Consider the following 19,068-nt stretch of genomic DNA (forward strand, 5'->3'; position numbering starts at 1 on the left):
GATTACAATAATGCTGGTTAGTAAGAGGAAAGATAATATGAAAATGATGAATAATAAGAAAAACAATAGGACAAGTATAGTTTTAGGCACGATAATGATTGCTATCATAGCAGCTATTATTATTTGTGTAGAAGGAGCAGGATTTGGGCTTGAATCTAAAATGATTAAATCATTAGCAGATAATATACATGAAAATGTACCTGAGGCACAAACTTACAAAAGTAAGTATAGAAAAGCAAACAGACATGATAGTGAAAATGAAACTACAAGAACAAAAAGAGAATATGGAAAATATTTGTTTGTAGGAGATTCCAGATATAAGGGAATGGAAAAAGCAAATGCGACAGATGAAGATGTGTTTATTTGTGAAGTTGGTGAAGGATACGACTATTTGATAAACCAGATGAATAATATAAAGTATGAGATTGATGATAATACAGCATTAATTATAGGATTAGGAGTTAATGACTTAGTAAACATCGACAAATACGTAGATAAAATAAATGAAATGTCACAGACATTTGATTGTCAGATTTATTATATGCTTGTAAATCCTGTAGATGAAGAACAGGAGACATATAGTGGTTATCACATTAAGAATGATGACATAGATTATTTTAATCAGGAAATCATAGACAGATTAGATGAAAATGTCATTGTAATAGACACAAACAGTTATTTGAATGCCATCGGATTTGAAACTCAGGATGGACTTCATTATACAGAAGAAACTTACGAAAATATTTATAATTATATAAAGTCACAGTTATAAAATAATTGTGTATGACACAGGCGGAGGAAGAGATGTTATTTTGCAGTAATCAGTTTATATTTTATTTTTTACCGATAGTGATATTGATATATTTTTTAGTACCAATGAAGTTTAAAAATATATGTTTATTTATCGCAAGCTTAATATTTTATGCAGTCGGTGAAATGAAATATGTTCCATTAATTTTATTATCGCTGACAGTAAATTATTTTGCAGCTATTTTTATCAGAAAATTTCAATATGATAATCAGATACTTGAACATAATGGAGAAGAAAAAAATAATTATGACAAAATAACATTAATCGTAGCTTTAGTATATAACTTCCTGTTTTTATTTGTGTTTAAATATTTTACTTTTTTTACGGGAATAGAAACAAGTCTTACATTACCACTTGGAATTAGTTTTTACACATTCCAGATAGCATCTTATGTTATTGATGTTTATACAAAGAAAACAAAAGCAGAAAAGAACTATATTAACTTAGGAGTTTATCTTTGTATGTTTCCGCAACTTATCGCAGGACCGATTGTTGTATATAAGGACATTGCTAAACAGATAAGAAAAAGAAAAGTATCATTACTTTTATTGCAGGATGGAATAAGAATTTTTATTATGGGTCTTGCATCAAAAATGCTTTTGGCAAATATAATGGGAATGTGCTGGGAGTCAATCAAGACTTACGGAATTGCAAGCATATCAACTCCAATGGCATGGATTGCGATGTTTGCATATACATTCCAGATTTACTTTGATTTTTATGGATATTCACTTATGGCAATAGGTCTTGGAAAAATGTTGGGATTTAAAATTCCAAGAAACTTTAACAATCCATATATATCAACATCCGTTACTGAATTTTGGAGAAGATGGCATATTACTCTTGGAAGCTGGTTTAGAGATTATGTTTATATTCCGCTTGGTGGTAATAGAAAAGGATTTGCAAGAACAATATTTAATATGTTTGTGGTATGGGGACTTACGGGATTGTGGCATGGAGCAAGCTGGAATTTCGTATGTTGGGGATTGTTGTTCTTTGTATTATTGACAATAGAAAAGCTTGGATTAAAAAATATATTAGATAAATATCCTGCACTTGGACATTTATATATAATATTTATAATTCCGATGAGCTGGATGATATTTGCACTTGATAAAATGGGAGACATAAAATTATATTTTGCAAAATTATTCCCAATGATTTCACATGTAAGCACAGAATTTGTAAACAAATTAGATTATGTTGATGCGATAAAACATTACGGAATATTCTTTGTATTTGCAGTTATCTTTAGTTTAAGTATTCCAATGAAGATATTTGAAAAATATAGAAGAACAAAAGTAGCGTCAGTAATTTTGATTATAATATTCTGGGTATGTGTGTATAGAATGAGTACAGCGGCAAGCAATCCGTTTTTGTACTTTAGATTTTAAAAATGATAATAACCTCTTAGCGGATTAAGGTTTAAGTTAATATTTATATTTTAACAGGAGAAAACAGATGGATAAAAAGGCTATATTTGATAAATATGGATTCTTGATTGTGATGGTTGTATCTGTTGTGATTTTTGGAATATTTCTGGGAACAAAAGACATAATAAAATACAACGAAACTAAAAAGATAGCGGAACAGGAAAGTAAAGAGAATAAAGGAAAAAAAGTAATCCAAAGTGATACCGGAGAAATCCGGATAGTTACGGATGAATCGGGAGAAACTCAGACAGAAGCCGTTACAGAGGAAAAACAGCATCGTGATTTTGTAACTGTAGATGAATCATATTTGGATGGAGCCTTATTTATAGGAGATTCAAGAACACAGACAATATCTTTGTATGCAAATTGGGATAAAACAGTATTTTACGCAGAACAGGGTGTGTCCGTATGGAAGATTTTAGATGAAAAAATCGTTAAATCAGGAAAGAAAAAAATAACTGTAAAAAAAGCCCTTGAAAAAAATAAATTTGAAAAAATTTATATAATGCTTGGAATAAATGAAATTGGAACAGGAACAGCAGATACATTTGCTGAGCAATATGGTAAAGTAATAAATACTATTAGAGAAAAACAGCCTGATGCAATAATATTTATTCAAAGTATTATGCATGTGACAAAAAAGAAAGACAAAGAAGAAACTTATATAAAAAATAAGGAAATAGATAAAAGAAATAAGAAACTTAAGGAACTTACAAACGGATACGACATAATATGGCTTGATGAAAACGAAGTGTTTGATAAAAAAGATACAGGGGCTCTTGACCCTAAATACACAAGTGATGGAGTTCATCTTATGCCTTCATGTGTGCCAAGATGGAAACAGTTTTTCCTTGAACATGGAATAGTAAAATAGGATAAATTAATCTTTATAATAAAAATGAAAAAACTACAAAACTTCAGATTGTTAAATGAAGTTTTGTAGTTTTTTTAGTTATTCATTAATATTTTTAAAATTAAAATGTTCTATAAGTTGTGCGGCTTTGTCAAAACCATATCCTATATTATCAGCAACATGGGCATCGGAGCCTACAGCCACAAGTTTTCCACCAAGATCTTTATAAAATGAAAGCATATCAAAGTGGGGATTTACAAAATCCATTCCTTTTGCAAGTGCACCGGTATTAATTTCTAAAGCAATATTTTTATGAATTATTTCTTTAAATATCTGTTCGACAATGTTGAAATAATCACTACAATTATAGTTTTTATCTTTATTTGGCGCATATCTGACTATGTAGTCTAAATGGCCTAATGTATTGAATGAATTAAACAATTTTAATGCATCAAGTAAAGTTGAAAAATAAGTCCTGAAAGCATCAGCTTCATTACGATTTTCCCAAAATTCAGAATAATATGGGTCCATGTTGTCTACAATATGACAGGAGCCAATGACATATTCAAATGGATATGATTGTAAAAAATCAGCATTTTTTTTGTAGTTGTCGCATGTAATGCCAAGCTCAACTCCAATATGAAGATTGATTTTTGAAGAGTATTTATCTTTTAATATGTTTAATTCATTAAAATATGAATCGGTATCTATATCAAATGATTCACCCGGAACAGGCCAGAACCAGTCCTGGTGGTCAGTGATGCAAATATCTTTCATATTTAAACTTATGGCTTTGTTTATTATATTTTCCAAATTCTCATCTGAATCAGCAGAAAATTTAGAATGTACATGAAAATCAGATAACATAACGTATATTCTCCTTATGTAATATGTATTGCAACTTGTTAATGTTTCAGATTCAGGTATAAATATATATTCCAAACACGTTGTTTTTCTTATTTTGCTGCGCCGTTTATAATAAATAAAAAAGTAAAACTCGCCTAAAGGCTCAAACATTACTTTTTTATTTACACTATGCTCGCAAAATTGCGAAAAACTTCCTATCGTTTGTTATATATATTTATACCTGAATCTGAAATAATTACAAATTAGCAAAGAAAAAAATTATGAGTAGAATATAACAAATTTTGCTGAAAATTACTATATTAATGAGAAGATAAAAGTAAAAACGTTTTATTTGTCAAAAAATTAACAAAATATGAGAAAAATGCAAAAAACTTCTTGATATTTGGAAAGTATTTATGTAGAATAATCAATAGGTTAATATTAATTAACAAAATATATCTTATTTAATAGGAGGACAATTAAATGTCAGTTAAAGTTGCAATTAACGGTTTTGGACGTATCGGACGTCTTGCTTTCAGACAGATGTTTGGAGCAGAAGGTTATGAAGTAGTAGCTATCAATGACTTAACAAGTCCTAAGATGTTAGCTCACTTATTAAAGTATGATTCATCACAGGGTAAATATGACAAGGCTGAAACAGTTTCAGCTACAGATGATTCAATCATCGTTGATGGAAAAGAAATCAAGATTTACGCAGAAGCTGATGCTTCAAAGTGTCCTTGGGGCGAATTAAAAGTAGACGTAGTATTAGAATGTACAGGTTTCTATACATCTAAGGCTAAAGCACAGGCTCATATCGATGCTGGTGCTCGTAAGGTTGTTATTTCAGCTCCAGCTGGAAACGATCTTCCAACAATCGTTTACAATACAAACCACGAAACATTAAAGGCAGATGATACAATCATTTCAGCTGCTTCATGTACAACAAACTGCTTAGCACCTATGGCTGATGCACTTAACAAGTACGCTCCAATCCAGAGTGGTATCATGTTAACAATTCATGCTTACACAGGTGACCAGATGACTCTTGACGGACCACAGAGAAAAGGTGATTTAAGAAGATCAAGAGCTGCAGCAGTTAATATCGTACCTAACTCAACAGGTGCTGCTAAAGCTATCGGATTAGTTATTCCAGAATTAAACGGAAAATTAATCGGTTCTGCACAGAGAGTTCCAGTTCCAACAGGTTCTACAACAGTTCTTACAGCTGTAGTTAAAGGAAAAGATATCACAGTTGAAGGTATCAATGCAGCTATGAAGGCAGCTTCAAACGAATCTTACGGATACAATGAAGACGAAATCGTATCAAGCGATATCGTTGGAATGAGATATGGTTCATTATTTGATGCTACACAGACAATGGTATCAAAGGTTGATGATGATACTTATGAAGTACAGGTTGTTTCATGGTATGACAATGAAAACTCATACACAAGCCAGATGGTTAGAACAATCAAATACTTCTCAGAATTAGCATAATAAATAAGAAATCTTTAAATAAGATCCATAAGGGTCCGGTCTTAATTGGACCGGACCCTTTTATATTGCGCTGATAATATGAATGTCACATCTATATGGATGTACATTTCATGGGCGCATATAATCTTGGAATAAAGTTTATACTGATTCCGGGATTTATGAGACTACGCGCATGACGCGCTTAAATGAAAGGAGCACATATAATGCTTAATAAGAAATCAGTAGATGATATCAATGTAAAAGGACAGAGAGTGTTAGTTCGTTGTGACTTCAACGTACCATTACAGGATGGAAAAATCACAGACGAAAACCGTTTAGTAGCAGCTTTGCCAACAATAAAGAAATTAATAGCTGATGGTGGAAAGGTAATCCTTTGCTCACATCTTGGAAAGCCAAAGGGAGAACCAAAGCCGGAATTATCATTAGCACCAGTTGCAGTAAGACTTTCAGAATTATTAGGACAGGAAGTTAAATTCGCAGCAGATCCTGAAGTAGTAGGACCAAATGCTAAGGCTGCAGTTGAAGCAATGAAAGACGGAGATGTTATTCTTCTTGAAAACACACGTTATCGTGCAGAAGAAACAAAGAACGGAGAAGAATTCAGCAAAGAATTAGCTTCACTTTGTGATGTATTTGTAAATGATGCGTTCGGAACAGCTCACAGAGCACATTGTTCAAACGTTGGTGTAACAAAATTTGTTGACACAGCAGTTGTAGGATACTTAATGCAGAAGGAAATCGATTTCCTTGGAAACGCAGTTAACAATCCGGAAAGACCATTCGTAGCTATCCTTGGTGGAGCAAAAGTTTCATCAAAGATTTCAGTTATTGAAAACCTTCTTGAAAAGGTTGATACATTAATCATCGGTGGTGGTATGGCATACACATTCATGGCTGGTCTTGGTGAAGAAGTAGGTAAATCACTTCTTGAAGAAGATTACAAAGAATATGCTGTAAACATGATGAAGAAAGCTGAAGAAAAGGGTGTTAAGTTATTAATCCCTGTCGATACAGTAGTTGGAGATAACTTCTCAAATGACTGCAACTTCAAGGTTGTAGGACGTGGAGAAATCCCAGCTGATATGGAAGGTTTAGATATCGGACCAAAGACAGCAGAATTATTTGCTAATGCTATTAAAGGAGCTAAGACAGTTGTATGGAACGGACCAATGGGATGTTTCGAAATGCCTAACTTTGCTAATGGTACAATTGCAATTGCTAAAGCTATGGCAGATCTTAAAGATGCTACAACAATCATCGGTGGTGGTGATTCAGCAGCGGCAGCTAACCAGTTAGGATTTGGTGATAAGATGTCACATATTTCAACAGGTGGTGGAGCTTCTCTTGAATTCCTCGAAGGTAAGGAATTACCAGGTGTTGCAGCAGCAAACGATAAGTAGGATATACAATATTATATAAGGCATCATCAGCAGTTAAAGGCTTAATATGCTTTTAACTGATATGTCTTAAATATAGAGGAGATTATATAATTATGAGAAAGAAAATTATCGCAGGTAACTGGAAAATGAACAAAACTCCTAGTGAGGCAGTTGCTTTAATCAATGAATTAAAACCTTTAGTAGCTAATGAAGATGTAGATGTAGTATTTTGTGTACCAGCTATTTCAATAGTACCGGCTATGGAAGCAGCAAAGGGTTCAAACATCAACATCGGTGCTGAAAATATGTATTTTGAAGAAAGTGGTGCATATACAGGAGAAATAGCTCCTAACATGTTAACAGATGTTGGAGTTAAGTATGTTATCATTGGACATTCAGAAAGAAGAGAATATTTCGCAGAAACAGATGCAACAGTAAATAAGAAAGTATTAAAAGCTTTTGAACATGGTATTACACCTATTATTTGCTGTGGTGAAACTCTTGAACAGAGAGAACAGGGTGTTGCAGTTGATTTCATCCGTCAGCAGATTAAGATCGCATTCTTAAATGTAACAGCAGACCAGGCTAAGGAAGCAGTTATCGCTTACGAACCAATCTGGGCTATTGGAACAGGTAAGACAGCTACATCTGATCAGGCAGAAGAAATTTGTGCAGCAATCAGAGAATGTATCGCAGAAGTATATGATGATGCAACAGCAGCAGCTATCAGAATTCAGTATGGCGGTTCAATGAATGCTGGAAATGCAGCAGAATTACTTGCTAAACCTGACATAGATGGTGGTTTAGTTGGTGGTGCAAGCCTTAAAGCAGAATTTGGAAAGATTGTCAACTATAATAAATAAGATTTTAAATAAGGGTTGTTGCAACAAAATTGCATCAGCCCTTTATTGAAGAACAGATTGAGTATTTAATAACAATTAACTATTATCAGATATTAAATTTAAGGAGTAAGTTTTAAAATTAAAATTCTTTTGTTTAATATCAAACAAAAAATTCGTTAGGAATATGAATATGAAGAAAAGAAATAAAATAATTATAAGATTAGTGTCTACATTGGCAGTTATGCTATGTGTAACAGGAGTAACCCATATACAGGCAAAGAATGTATATGCTAAGAAAACAATAACAATGACAACAAAGTCAATTCCTTCAGAAATAAAAAAGTATTCTAATTATAACAAATATACGAAGTATACAGTAGCTTTTAATTATTATATGAAGCAATTAGAAAAAGCAGGCGGTGGTAAATTTATTATAAAAAAAGGCACATACGAAATGTCTAATTCTGTATATATTCCATCAAATGTTCAGGTTGTGTTGAAGAATGGAGTTGTATTAAAAAATATATATCAAACTGGTGGAGCAGGATATCCACCATCAAATAATGTATTTTCATTATGTCCACCATCAAAAAGCAAGATAAAAGGGTCATGTAAAAAAGTAAGTGGTGCAAAGAACATTTCAATAACAGGTAAAGGGAATGCTACAATTGACAATAATTTTGTTGAAGGTGGAGGAACAATTGTAATATCCCACAATAAAAATGTAAAAGTTTCAGGAATAACATTTAAAAATCAGAATGGAGGACATTTCCTTGAAATAACAGGTGTAGAGAATGTTGTTATTGAAAATTGTACATTTAAAGGTTCTAAAGCAAGTACAAGGGCTAAAAATTATATGAAAGAGGCTATTAATCTTGATACTCCGGACCCTGAAACACATGGTCTTAATGCAGTGTGGGTTGCACAGGATAGAACAGATAATAAAAATATAACAATAACAAACAATGTATTTGATGGAGTTACACGTGGTGTTGGTACACATAAGTATTCACAGAAGAATGGTGAAAATGTTTATCACGAAAATGTAGTAATAACTAATAATACATTTAAAAATATTTTTGACAATGGTGTATTTATACTTAACTGGAAGAATGCAACCATTGAAAATAATACTTTTAACAAAATTGGATTAAAGAGTAAGAAAGCTTATAGTAGTGGAGCACATGCTATTTCAGGTGGCGGAATAGAAGGCATACATGTAAAAAATAATACATTCTCTAATGTTAAGAGAAATCCAATATATTTTTGTGTGCAGCAGAATGTAGGCTCTGCAAGCAGCTACTCAAAAGTAAAGACTAATATTACAAAAGAACAGACTGAGGAAATGTTAACCAACACAGTTAGTAACTGTGGTTATGATATGAATGTTATTTTCAAAGGATACGATATTTTGTATTTCAGAGGAAATAGCGAAAGAACCCGTGAGAATGCAGTGGCAATTAATTTGAAGAAGCAGGAAATTTCATGGGGAATAGAAAAATAAAGTTTAATTTAAGGAGAGAAAAATGAGCAAAAAACCAACAGTTTTAATGATTTTAGACGGATATGGATTAAATGAAAATGCAAAAGCAAATGCTGTTGCAGAAGCTAAAAAGCCTGTAATGGACAAGCTTATGGCAGAATATCCTTTTGTAAAAGGTTATGCAAGTGGAATGGCAGTAGGCCTTCCTGACGGACAGATGGGAAATTCTGAAGTAGGTCATTTAAATATGGGTGCAGGAAGAATTGTATACCAGGAATTAACAAGAATCACAAAAGAAATTCAGGATGGAGATTTCTTTAAGAATGAAGAGTTAGTTAAGGCAATGGAAAATTGCAAGAAAAACAACAGTGCATTACACATCTTTGGATTATTATCAGACGGTGGTGTACACAGCCATAATACACATATTTATGGAACAATTGAAATGGCTAAGAAATTTGGTCTTGAAAAGGTATATGTACATGCATTCTTAGATGGTAGAGATACACCTCCTGCATCAGGAAAAGATTATGTTCAGGAATTAGTAGATAAGATGGCTGAAATTGGTGTTGGAAAGATTGCTTCAATTTCAGGACGTTACTATGCAATGGATAGAGATAATAACTGGGATAGAGTTGTTAAGGCATATGATGCTATTACAAAGGGAGAAGGAAATAAAGCTACAGACCCTGTACAGGCAGTTGCAGATTCATACGCAGTAGATAAGACAGATGAATTTGTTATTCCTACAGTAATTATGGAAAATGATGCTCCTGTAGCAACAGTAAATGACAAAGATTCTGTTATTTTCTGTAACTTCAGACCAGACAGAGCACGTCAGATTACAAGAGCATTCTGTGCAGATGATTTTGATGGATTTGATAGAGGAAAAAGATTAGATTTAGTATTTGTATGCTTTACAGAATATGATGTTACAATTCCTAACAAATTAATCGCATTTAAGAAAGTTGAAATTAGAAATACATTTGGTGAATATTTAGCTGCACATAACATGACTCAGGCTAGAATTGCTGAAACAGAAAAATATGCTCATGTTACATTCTTCTTTAATGGTGGTGTAGAAGAACCAAATAAGGGAGAAGATAGAATTTTAGTAAATTCACCTAAAGAAGTAGCAACATATGACCTTAAGCCTGAAATGAGTGCTTATGAAGTATGTGATAAGCTTGTAGACGCAATTAAAGGACAGAAATATGATGTTATTATCATTAACTTTGCAAATCCTGACATGGTAGGACACACAGGTGTTGAATCAGCAGCTATTAAGGCTATTGAAGCAGTAGATGAATGTGTAGGCAGAGCAGTAGAAGCTATTAAGGAAGTTGATGGACAGATGTTTATCTGTGCTGACCACGGAAATGCTGAGCAGTTAGTTGATTATGAAACAGGCGAACCATTTACAGCTCACACAACAAATCCTGTACCATTTATCTTAGTAAATGCTGATCCTAAGTATAAATTAAGAGAAGGTGGATGCTTAGCAGACATCGTTCCTACATTAATCGAATTAATGGGAATGGAACAGCCAAAAGAAATGACAGGAAAATCATTACTTGTAAAATAATAAATAGAGAGGTCAATGTAGAACTCTTTGACTTAATTGAATAAAAATAAGTAACAGGGAAACACTAGTAAAATAGTGTTTCCCTGTTTATGTATAAAGAATGTATATAACAGTGTTTTATACAAAGAACGTATATAAATTTGTTTTATATAAAAGACATATATATATCGTTGTCTAAATAGTAAGTGCTTCGTGAAAATAGTAAGGCATAGTAGATTGAAAAATCTTTATATATTAACGGAACATTAAATAATATAGGAGAAATTGGGTGCTAAAAATGCATCTGATAGAGAATATGGAACAATATTTAAAGATTGTAAATGTAAAAGCAAGAGAAATTTTAGATTCACGTGGAAATCCTACAGTTGAAGCAGAAGTTACGGTTAGAGGGGAAAATCCAAAAACTGATTTGATTACAGGAAGAGCAACCGTACCGTCCGGTGCATCAACAGGAAAATTTGAAGCAGCGGAGATTAGAGATGGTGAAGATAGATATTTAGGAGCCGGTGTAAAAAAAGCTGTAACAAACGTAAATACAATAATAAATGAAATGCTTATAGGACAAAATGCACTTAATCAAAGAAGAATTGACAGAATGATGTTAAGTGAAGACGGAACAGATAATAAATCAAAATTAGGTGCAAATGCAATATTGGCTGTTTCGATGGCTAATTTAAATGCATGTGCAAAAGCATTAAATATTTTTACTTACAAATTTACAGGAGGCATAAGTGCGTGCAAAATGCCTATGCCCATGATGAATATTTTAAACGGAGGTGCTCATTCATCTAATAATATAGACGTGCAGGAATTTATGATTTTACCTGTTGGAGCGACAACATTTAAAGAAGGATTGAGATGGTGTGCAGAAGTTTACCATGCACTGAAAAAATTATTAAAAGACAAAAATTTATCTGTTGCAGTTGGTGATGAAGGTGGATTTGCACCGGATTTAAATAACGAAATGGAAGTACTTGATTTAATTATTGAAGCAGTTAAAAAGGCAGGATATATTCCTGAAAAAGACTTTAAAATATCTTTGGATGTAGCAGCTTCAGAATGGAAAGCAGAAGTTACAGGAAAATACAAATTACCTAAAAAAGGAATCGAATTGACAACAGATGAATTAATAGATATGTGGAGTGATATTGTTGACAGATATCCGATATTTTCAATAGAAGACCCATTAGATGAAGAAGATTGGGATGGATGGAAAAAGATTACTGAGAAATTAGGTAGAAAAATCCACTTAGTCGGTGATGATTTATTTGTTACAAATGTAGAGAGATTAAAAAAGGGAATAAAAGAGAAATGTGCAAATGCAATATTGATAAAACCAAATCAGATAGGAAGTATAACAGAAACGATTAAAGCTGTGCAAATGGCACAAAGTCATGGATATATAGCTATCATGTCACATCGTTCAGGAGAAACAGAAGATACAACTATTGCAGATTTGGCGGTAGGGCTTAATACAGGTTTTATAAAAACAGGGGCACCATGTAGAAGTGAAAGAACAGCAAAATATAACCAGTTATTGAGAATTGAAGAAAAATTATAAATAAAAATAGAAATAAAGTTGACAAACGATGAGAAAAACAATATCTACTAAATGAATAGAAAATAATAGGAAATAAACAAAAGATAAAATAAAAAGGAGGAAATATGAAATACGATTTTGATATTATAATAGATAGAAAAAATACAAATTCTATAAAATATGATTTTGCGAGAGAAAAATTAATACCTAAAGATATATTACCTTTATGGGTTGCAGATATGGATTTTAAAACAGCTCCAGCAATAATTAACAGACTTAAGAATACAGTTGAATATGGAATATATGGATATAGTGATAGTAAAGAAGATTATTATATAGCAGTGTCAAATTGGTATGAAAAACATTTTGGATACAAAATTAAAAAATCATGGATTGTAAAAACTCCGGGTGTGGTATTTGCGATTGCAATGGTTATAAGAGCATTGACTAATGTAGGTGATGGGGTATTGATTCAAAACCCTGTTTATTATCCTTTTAGTGATGTAATAAGAGAAAATGAAAGAGTACTTGTTAATAATTCGTTGGTAAGAAACGGAAATAAATATGAAATAGATTTTGAAGATTTTGAGAGAAAAATAATTGAAAACAACGTAAAGTTATTTATATTGTGTAGCCCACATAATCCCGTAGGAAGAGTGTGGAAAAAATGGGAATTAAAAAAACTTGGTGATATTTGTATAAAGCATAATGTGTATGTTTTGAGTGATGAAATACATAGTGATTTTGTATATCCGGGGTATAAGCATACAATGTTTAATACTCTATCGGAGGCATATGAAAAAATATCCATAACATGTACAGCACCTTCGAAATCATTTAATCTTGCAGGGGTTCAGATATCAAATATTATTATACCCAACATAGAAATAAGAAAGAAGATTAAAAAAGAAATTGCGAAAGTTGGTTATAGCAGTGTAGGTATAATGGGAATAGTAGCATGTCAGGCAGCCTATGAAGAAGGGGAGGAATGGCTAAATGAACTAAAACAATATATATATTCAAATTTAGGTTACCTCAGAAATTATTTGGAAGATAATATTCCTGAAATTGAACTGGTAGAGCCGGAAGGAACATATCTTGTATGGCTTGATTGTTCAAAACTTGGTATTTCAGGAAAAAAACTGGAAGAATTTATAATTCATAAGGCAGGATTATGGTTAGATGTGGGGTACATATTCGGAAAAGAAGGAGATAACTATATCAGAGTAAATATTGCCTGCCCTAAAAGTATTTTGGATAAAGCATTAAATCGGTTAGAGAAAGCGGTCAGAGAATTGAAAAATGAAATTAAATAAAGACCTAAAATTTAGAAAAGATTGGAATAATTACTTGATAATAGCATACAAATATGATAATATTTATGTATTCGCGTTTGAATAGGTATAGAAGGAAACGAAATGAATGAAGTTCATTTTCAATAAATGTTTCCGACGACTAGCCGCTGACCCAAGGGAGGGGGCAATACATACTAATAGGAGGTTCGAAATGATTACATTATTAAGAGTATTATCAGTGATATACATTATCATCTGTGTAGTTATAACAGTAGTAATACTACTTCAGGAAGGAAAGCAGGCTGGACTTACAGGAGCAATCAGTGGTGCAGCAGAATCATACTGGGGAAAGAATAAAGGACGTTCAATGGAAGGAAAGTTAGAAAAGATTACAAAGGTTATGATTGTTTTATTCTTTGTACTTTCAATTGTTCTTAATATGAAGTTCTTAAATTTTTAGGATAATTATGATTTTTAAAGTGTTCCTTTTAGGAACACTTTCTTTTTATTATAAAAAGAAAAAATGGCTAAAATAATTATAGAAATAAATTTGAAATGAAGAGATTTCATTTGAAAAATAAATGCATAAATAGAAAGTATTTTACAAATTTATAATAATAGAGTAAGGAGAAATCATGGAATTAATTAATGAAAGAAAGAAAATCATATTAGATTTAATGAATGATAAAAACTATGTTCCTATGAAAATAAAAGAATTAGCAATAATATTAAATGTAAAAAAGGAAGATAGAGGATTATTAGAAATAGTTTTAAATGAATTAATAAATGAAGGAAAGATATCTGTTTCAAAAAGAGGAAAGTATTCGATAGCAAAAGAAACATTAGTTACAGGTATATTTACTGCACATGAAAAAGGATACGGATTTGTTACTGTAGAGGGCGAAGAAGAGGATTATTTTATTCCGGCTGCGAATGTTAATAATGCTTTTCACCATGATACGGTTTTAGTTGCAGTATTACCTGAAGACAAAACTAAGAATGATGGAACAAGAAAAAGAAGAAAAGAAGGTAAAATTATAAAAATCATATCCCATGAAATAACAGAAGTTGTTGGATTATTTGAAAAAAGCAAAAACTTTGGATATGTATTATCGGATAATCAAAAAATTGTAAAAGATATATATATTCCACTCAAAGCATCTATGGGGGCTGTTAACGGACATAAAGTAGTTGCCAAGATTACTGATTATGGAAAGGAAGGAAGAAAGCCGGAAGGAAAAATAGTTGAAATTATAGGTCATGTAAATGACCCGGGAGTAGATATTTTATCTATCGTTAAAGCTTATGATATACCTACAGAGTTTCCGGAAGATGTAATGGAACAGATAGAGAACATACCTGATTATGTAAGAGAAGAAGAAAAGAACGGAAGAAAAGATATTAGAAACTGGCAGACTGTAACAATAGATGGAGAAGATGCTAAAGATTTAGATGATGCTATCACAATCTCTAAGAAAAATGGAGTTTATACTTTAGGAGTTCATATTGCGGACGTAAGTAATTATGTTACGGAAAATTCTCCATTAGATAAAGAAGCTAGAAAAAGGGCCACAAGTGTTTATTTAGTAGACAGGGTAATACCAATGCTTCCACATAAATTGTCTAATGGTATTTGCTCATTAAATCAGGGAGAAGACAGACTTGCACTTAGCTGTATTATGGAAATTGATGAAAATGGAAATATTATAAGTCATGAAATAGTGGAAACATTAATTAATGTAGACAGAAGAATGTCTTATACACAGGTAAGGGATGTACTTATAGGTGAAAAAGAGGCATGTGAAAAACATAAAGATTTCATTTCGATGTTTAAGTTAATGAAAGAATTGTCTGATATTTTGCGAAAGAAAAGATATGGAAGAGGAGCAATTAATTTTGAATTCCCTGAATGTAAAATTAAATTAGACGATAAAGGAAGAGTTATTTCCATTGAACCCTATGAGAGAAATTCAGCAACTAAAATTATAGAAGATTTTATGCTTATGGCAAATGAAACGGTTGCAGAAGAGTATTATTGGCAGGAACTCCCATTTGTATATAGAAATCATGATAAGCCGGATGTCGAGAAAATGACACAACTTGCTACATTTATAAATAACTTTGGATATCATATAAAGATGATGGGAGATGAAATTCATCCAAAAGAACTTCAGAAGTTATTAGAAAGTGTGGAAGGAACAAGTGAAGAAGCTTTGATAAGCAGAATTACTTTGCGTTCAATGAAGAGAGCAGAATATACTCCGGAATGTAAAGGACATTTTGGATTATCAGCAAAATATTACTGCCATTTTACATCTCCAATACGAAGATATCCTGATTTGCAGATACACAGAATTATTAAAGAAAATATTCATGGCAAGTTAAATGAAAAATATATAAGACATTACAATACAATTTTGCCTGATATAACTAAGAATTGTAGTATAAACGAAAGACGTGCTGATGATGCAGAAAGGGATACTGAGAAATTAAAGAAAGTTGAATATATGAGAAGTTATATCGGAGAAGAATTTGAAGGTGTAATTTCAAGTGTTACCGGCTGGGGAATGTATGTTGAGTTGCCTAATACAATAGAAGGAATGGTTCACGTAAGCAATATGGAGGATGACCATTATATATATGATGAACCAACATATTCTCTTGTAGGTGAACATACAAAAAAGACATACAAACTAGGACAGTCTGTAAAGGTTAGGGTTGTTCATACAGATAAGATGACAAAAACAATAGATTTTGTACTGGCATAATCAAAATATATACAAATTTATAGTGAAATTAGTAATAAAATGATGTAAAATTGTATGGAAAAAGTTGTAAAGTTAATATGGAAAGGTGAAGATATGGCAAAGGCGGCAAATAGATTAATTGCAAATAATAAAAAGGCCCGCCATGACTATTTTATTGAAGATACTTATGAGACCGGAATTGTACTTCATGGTACTGAAGTTAAGTCTTTAAGACAGGGAAAATGTAGCATTAAAGAGTCATTTATCCGAATAGAAGATGGAGAAGTGATTATTTATGGAATGCACATAAGCCCATATGAAAAGGGAAATATCTTCAATAAAGATCCGCTTAGACCAAAGAAATTAATGATGCATAAATATGAAATAAATAAACTTGTTGGTAAAATTAAAGAAAAAGGTTTGACATTAGTACCTTTGCAGGTTTATTTTAAAGGAAGTCTGGTAAAAGTGGAAATTGGTTTGGCAAGAGGTAAAAAATTATACGATAAGAGAGACGACATTGCAAAACGAGACCAGAAACGTGAGCATGAGCGTGAATTTAAAATACAGAATTTGTAAATGATGCATGACTATAAAAATAATCTGTAAGATATATTTTGGTACTGACAGCATAAAAATACAAAATTAATTTTAAAGGAGAAGAGATATGTTTGTAGAAGATATGGTACATTTAGGAAAAGTTCGTTCAGAAATAAGAGAAATATTTGAATATGGAAATAAACGTAAACAGGAAATTGGTGCAGAAAATGTATTTGATTTCAGTATTGGTAATCCAAGTGTTCCTGCTCCGGAAAGTGTAAAGAAAGCAATTATTGATATTGTTGAAAATGGCGATCCGGTAGCTACACATGGTTACACATCAGCACAGGGGGATGCCCATGTAAGAGATACAATTGCTAATTATATAAATAAAAAATTTGGAACAGATATAACAAAAGATAATATCTATATGACTTGTGGTGCAGCAGCATCTCTTACAATCGTATTGAATGCAATAATGGAAAAGGATGAAGAATGTATCGTATTTACGCCGTTCTTCCCTGAATATACTATTTTTATTAAGGAGTCAGGTGCTAAGGTTGTACAGGTTCCGGGAGAAGAAGGAACATTTCAGATTGACATGGAAAAATTTGAAGCAGCAGTAAATGAAAAGACTAAAGCAGTTATTGTTAATTCACCTAACAACCCGTCAGGTGTTGTGTATTCAGAAGAAACAATAGTTAAAATGTGTGATATCCTTAGAAAAAAAGAAAAAGAATATGGACATCCTATTTTCTTAATTACTGATGAACCATATCGTGAATTAGTATATGATGATATTGATGTACCATATATGATTAATTATTATGATAATACATTTGTATGTTATTCATACAGTAAAGCATTATCATTACCTGGAGAAAGAATTGGTTACATAGTTGTGTCAAACAAAATGGTTGACAGCAAGGATGCATATGCAGCTGTATGTGGAGCAGGAAGAGTATTAGGATATGTATGTGCACCAAGTTTATTCCAAAAGGTTATTGAAAGATGTATTGATGACACAGCAGATATTTCGATATATAAAACTAACAGAGATTTATTATATAACAGTCTTACGGAAATGGGATTTGAATGCGTATATCCCGATGGAGCTTTCTATTTATTTGTAAAAGCCATGGAAGATGATGCAAAGGCATTCTGTGAAAAGGCAAAAGAGCAGGAATTGTTACTTGTGCCTGCAGATAGCTTTGGAACGCCGGGATACGTAAGAGTATCATATTGTGTTCAGACTGAGCAGATTGAAAGAGCATTACCTGCATTTAAAAAGTTAGCAGATAGTTATAAGTAAAAATAAATCAATTAGTTATTATAGGAGTTGCAAATTTAATTGGCAACTCCTATAGTATGTAAGTAAAAGATAGTGATATATGATGTTGATGAAGAGTAGTATTACGAGAAATCATGTTATGTGACAAAGAATGCAACATTGCATACTTACATCATAATATTAAAAATTAGGAGGAAAAAAATGGGTCAGTATAGTTGCGAATTTTGTAGCAATTATGTATATGATGAAGAATATGAAGAATATGGATGCGTTGTAAGCATGGATGAAGATGATTATGCAAGACAGTTGCAGAATCCTACGGCAAGCTGTCCGTATTTTTCTTATGGTGATGAATACAGAATTGCAAGAAAGCAATAAGGTGATTTATGACAGAAAATGATTACAGAAAAATAAGTAACAAAATAAGAAAATATAAATATGGAGAGCAGATAGTAAGAAAACTTAATTTATTTTCAACTTCTGTTGTTTATATTATTTATATTTTAGTTGTTGTGTTTATGATTATAACTAAGGAATGTGATGTTATAAGGATTGTTGCTGTCACGGCAGTTTCATTTATAGGTGTATCTTATTTTAGAAAAAAATTTGATGCACCGCGTCCTTATACGGTATATAATTATGAACCAATAATAAAAAAGGAAAAAGAAGGGAATTCATTTCCAAGCAGACACGTATTTTCAGCTTTTGTTATAGCAACTACATTCATATATGCTAACTTAGAATTAGGCATATGTTTATTTGCTATAAGTTGTTTGATAGCTGTGCTGCGTGTTATCGGAGGTGTTCATTTCCCAAAGGATGTAATCGTAGGAGCGATTACAGGAAGTATATGTGGGGTTTTAGGAAGTCTGTTATTTATAGCTATTAGATAAAAGCAGATTATAATTATTCAAGGTTAAAAA

17 protein-coding genes are annotated in these 19,068 nt (G+C 32.0%); 16 read left to right on the top strand and 1 reads right to left on the bottom strand.

The annotated features are described in order from the left end of the window. Positions 1–37: 37 nt before the first annotated feature. The 3 genes from DWX29_RS10205 to DWX29_RS10215 all read left to right on the top strand — a co-directional run bounded on the left by DWX29_RS10205 (position 38) and on the right by DWX29_RS10215 (position 3,118). Complete coding sequence (locus DWX29_RS10205) at positions 38–772, top strand: hypothetical protein (RefSeq protein WP_158574536.1); 735 nt, start codon at positions 38–40, stop codon at positions 770–772. Between the two features lie 32 nt (positions 773–804). After that, positions 805–2,205 carry an MBOAT family O-acyltransferase gene (locus DWX29_RS10210; protein ID WP_022089284.1) on the top strand — a complete coding sequence of 467 codons (1,401 nt, stop codon included), beginning with the start codon at positions 805–807 and terminating at the stop codon, positions 2,203–2,205. Between the two features lie 67 nt (positions 2,206–2,272). Then, on the top strand, positions 2,273–3,118 hold the full coding sequence (locus DWX29_RS10215; RefSeq protein WP_117909080.1) for a GDSL-type esterase/lipase family protein: 846 nt from the start codon (positions 2,273–2,275) through the stop codon (positions 3,116–3,118). A 78-nt stretch (positions 3,119–3,196) separates the two neighbouring features. Here the strand turns inward: DWX29_RS10215 and DWX29_RS10220 are convergent, their stop codons facing one another. Continuing rightward, positions 3,197–3,964 carry a histidinol-phosphatase HisJ family protein gene (locus tag DWX29_RS10220; protein WP_158562639.1) on the bottom strand — a complete coding sequence of 256 codons (768 nt, stop codon included), beginning with the start codon at positions 3,962–3,964 and terminating at the stop codon, positions 3,197–3,199. Positions 3,965–4,426: 462 nt separating this feature from the next. Between DWX29_RS10220 and gap the strand changes: the two genes are divergently transcribed. The 13 genes from gap to DWX29_RS10280 all read left to right on the top strand — a co-directional run bounded on the left by gap (position 4,427) and on the right by DWX29_RS10280 (position 19,038). Continuing rightward, positions 4,427–5,443, top strand: coding sequence for a type I glyceraldehyde-3-phosphate dehydrogenase (gene gap / locus DWX29_RS10225; protein ID WP_022089287.1), 1,017 nt, complete (start codon positions 4,427–4,429; stop codon positions 5,441–5,443). A gap of 203 nt (positions 5,444–5,646) precedes the next feature. Next, the gene (locus tag DWX29_RS10230) at positions 5,647–6,843 is read left to right on the top strand and encodes a phosphoglycerate kinase (protein WP_117909084.1); all 1,197 of its coding nucleotides are present in this window, start codon (positions 5,647–5,649) and stop codon (positions 6,841–6,843) included. Positions 6,844–6,932: 89 nt separating this feature from the next. Beyond that, on the top strand, positions 6,933–7,685 hold the full coding sequence (gene tpiA, locus DWX29_RS10235; RefSeq protein ID WP_118565794.1) for a triose-phosphate isomerase: 753 nt from the start codon (positions 6,933–6,935) through the stop codon (positions 7,683–7,685). A 169-nt stretch (positions 7,686–7,854) separates the two neighbouring features. After that, positions 7,855–9,168: a right-handed parallel beta-helix repeat-containing protein gene (locus DWX29_RS10240; protein WP_022089290.1), complete on the top strand. Its 1,314-nt coding sequence runs from the start codon at positions 7,855–7,857 to the stop codon at positions 9,166–9,168. A 22-nt stretch (positions 9,169–9,190) separates the two neighbouring features. Then, positions 9,191–10,732 carry a 2,3-bisphosphoglycerate-independent phosphoglycerate mutase gene (gpmI, locus tag DWX29_RS10245; RefSeq protein WP_022089291.1) on the top strand — a complete coding sequence of 514 codons (1,542 nt, stop codon included), beginning with the start codon at positions 9,191–9,193 and terminating at the stop codon, positions 10,730–10,732. Positions 10,733–11,009: 277 nt separating this feature from the next. Next, positions 11,010–12,293 (top strand): phosphopyruvate hydratase, encoded by a 1,284-nt coding sequence (gene eno / locus DWX29_RS10250; protein ID WP_243003020.1) that lies wholly within the window; start codon positions 11,010–11,012, stop codon positions 12,291–12,293. 104 nt (positions 12,294–12,397) lie between these two features. Next, positions 12,398–13,588: a MalY/PatB family protein gene (locus DWX29_RS10255; protein WP_118565796.1), complete on the top strand. Its 1,191-nt coding sequence runs from the start codon at positions 12,398–12,400 to the stop codon at positions 13,586–13,588. A 190-nt stretch (positions 13,589–13,778) separates the two neighbouring features. Continuing rightward, positions 13,779–14,027 (top strand): preprotein translocase subunit SecG, encoded by a 249-nt coding sequence (gene secG, locus DWX29_RS10260; protein ID WP_022089294.1) that lies wholly within the window; start codon positions 13,779–13,781, stop codon positions 14,025–14,027. 175 nt (positions 14,028–14,202) lie between these two features. Next, positions 14,203–16,335: a ribonuclease R gene (rnr, locus tag DWX29_RS10265; RefSeq protein ID WP_118565797.1), complete on the top strand. Its 2,133-nt coding sequence runs from the start codon at positions 14,203–14,205 to the stop codon at positions 16,333–16,335. Between the two features lie 93 nt (positions 16,336–16,428). After that, the gene (gene smpB / locus DWX29_RS10270; protein ID WP_118565822.1) at positions 16,429–16,893 is read left to right on the top strand and encodes an SsrA-binding protein SmpB; all 465 of its coding nucleotides are present in this window, start codon (positions 16,429–16,431) and stop codon (positions 16,891–16,893) included. Positions 16,894–16,981: 88 nt separating this feature from the next. Next, positions 16,982–18,166 (top strand): pyridoxal phosphate-dependent aminotransferase, encoded by a 1,185-nt coding sequence (locus tag DWX29_RS10275; RefSeq protein WP_117909093.1) that lies wholly within the window; start codon positions 16,982–16,984, stop codon positions 18,164–18,166. 180 nt (positions 18,167–18,346) lie between these two features. Next, a complete protein-coding gene (locus DWX29_RS12830) occupies positions 18,347–18,523 on the top strand; it encodes a DUF6472 family protein (RefSeq protein WP_022089298.1) in 177 nt (58 codons plus the stop codon). Positions 18,524–18,531: 8 nt separating this feature from the next. Continuing rightward, a complete protein-coding gene (locus DWX29_RS10280; RefSeq protein ID WP_118565798.1) occupies positions 18,532–19,038 on the top strand; it encodes a phosphatase PAP2 family protein in 507 nt (168 codons plus the stop codon). Positions 19,039–19,068: the final 30 nt, after the last annotated feature.

This window comes from Eubacterium sp. AF19-12LB (assembly GCF_003479125.1).
Classification (GTDB): domain Bacteria; phylum Bacillota; class Clostridia; order Lachnospirales; family Lachnospiraceae; genus Eubacterium_U; species Eubacterium_U album.

Coding starts and splice junctions, on each gene's coding strand:
- DWX29_RS10210 (WP_022089284.1), top strand. CDS start 805: ATGTTATTTTGCAGTAATCAGTTTATATTTTATTTTTTACCGATAGTG.
- DWX29_RS10240 (WP_022089290.1), top strand. CDS start 7,855: ATGAAGAAAAGAAATAAAATAATTATAAGATTAGTGTCTACATTGGCA.
- gap (WP_022089287.1), top strand. CDS start 4,427: ATGTCAGTTAAAGTTGCAATTAACGGTTTTGGACGTATCGGACGTCTT.
- DWX29_RS12830 (WP_022089298.1), top strand. CDS start 18,347: ATGGGTCAGTATAGTTGCGAATTTTGTAGCAATTATGTATATGATGAA.
- DWX29_RS10255 (WP_118565796.1), top strand. CDS start 12,398: ATGAAATACGATTTTGATATTATAATAGATAGAAAAAATACAAATTCT.
- DWX29_RS10215 (WP_117909080.1), top strand. CDS start 2,273: ATGGATAAAAAGGCTATATTTGATAAATATGGATTCTTGATTGTGATG.
- DWX29_RS10205 (WP_158574536.1), top strand. CDS start 38: ATGAAAATGATGAATAATAAGAAAAACAATAGGACAAGTATAGTTTTA.
- DWX29_RS10220 (WP_158562639.1), bottom strand. CDS start 3,964: ATGTTATCTGATTTTCATGTACATTCTAAATTTTCTGCTGATTCAGAT.
- DWX29_RS10275 (WP_117909093.1), top strand. CDS start 16,982: ATGTTTGTAGAAGATATGGTACATTTAGGAAAAGTTCGTTCAGAAATA.
- gpmI (WP_022089291.1), top strand. CDS start 9,191: ATGAGCAAAAAACCAACAGTTTTAATGATTTTAGACGGATATGGATTA.
- rnr (WP_118565797.1), top strand. CDS start 14,203: ATGGAATTAATTAATGAAAGAAAGAAAATCATATTAGATTTAATGAAT.
- secG (WP_022089294.1), top strand. CDS start 13,779: ATGATTACATTATTAAGAGTATTATCAGTGATATACATTATCATCTGT.
- DWX29_RS10280 (WP_118565798.1), top strand. CDS start 18,532: ATGACAGAAAATGATTACAGAAAAATAAGTAACAAAATAAGAAAATAT.
- eno (WP_243003020.1), top strand. CDS start 11,010: ATGCATCTGATAGAGAATATGGAACAATATTTAAAGATTGTAAATGTA.
- smpB (WP_118565822.1), top strand. CDS start 16,429: ATGGCAAAGGCGGCAAATAGATTAATTGCAAATAATAAAAAGGCCCGC.
- DWX29_RS10230 (WP_117909084.1), top strand. CDS start 5,647: ATGCTTAATAAGAAATCAGTAGATGATATCAATGTAAAAGGACAGAGA.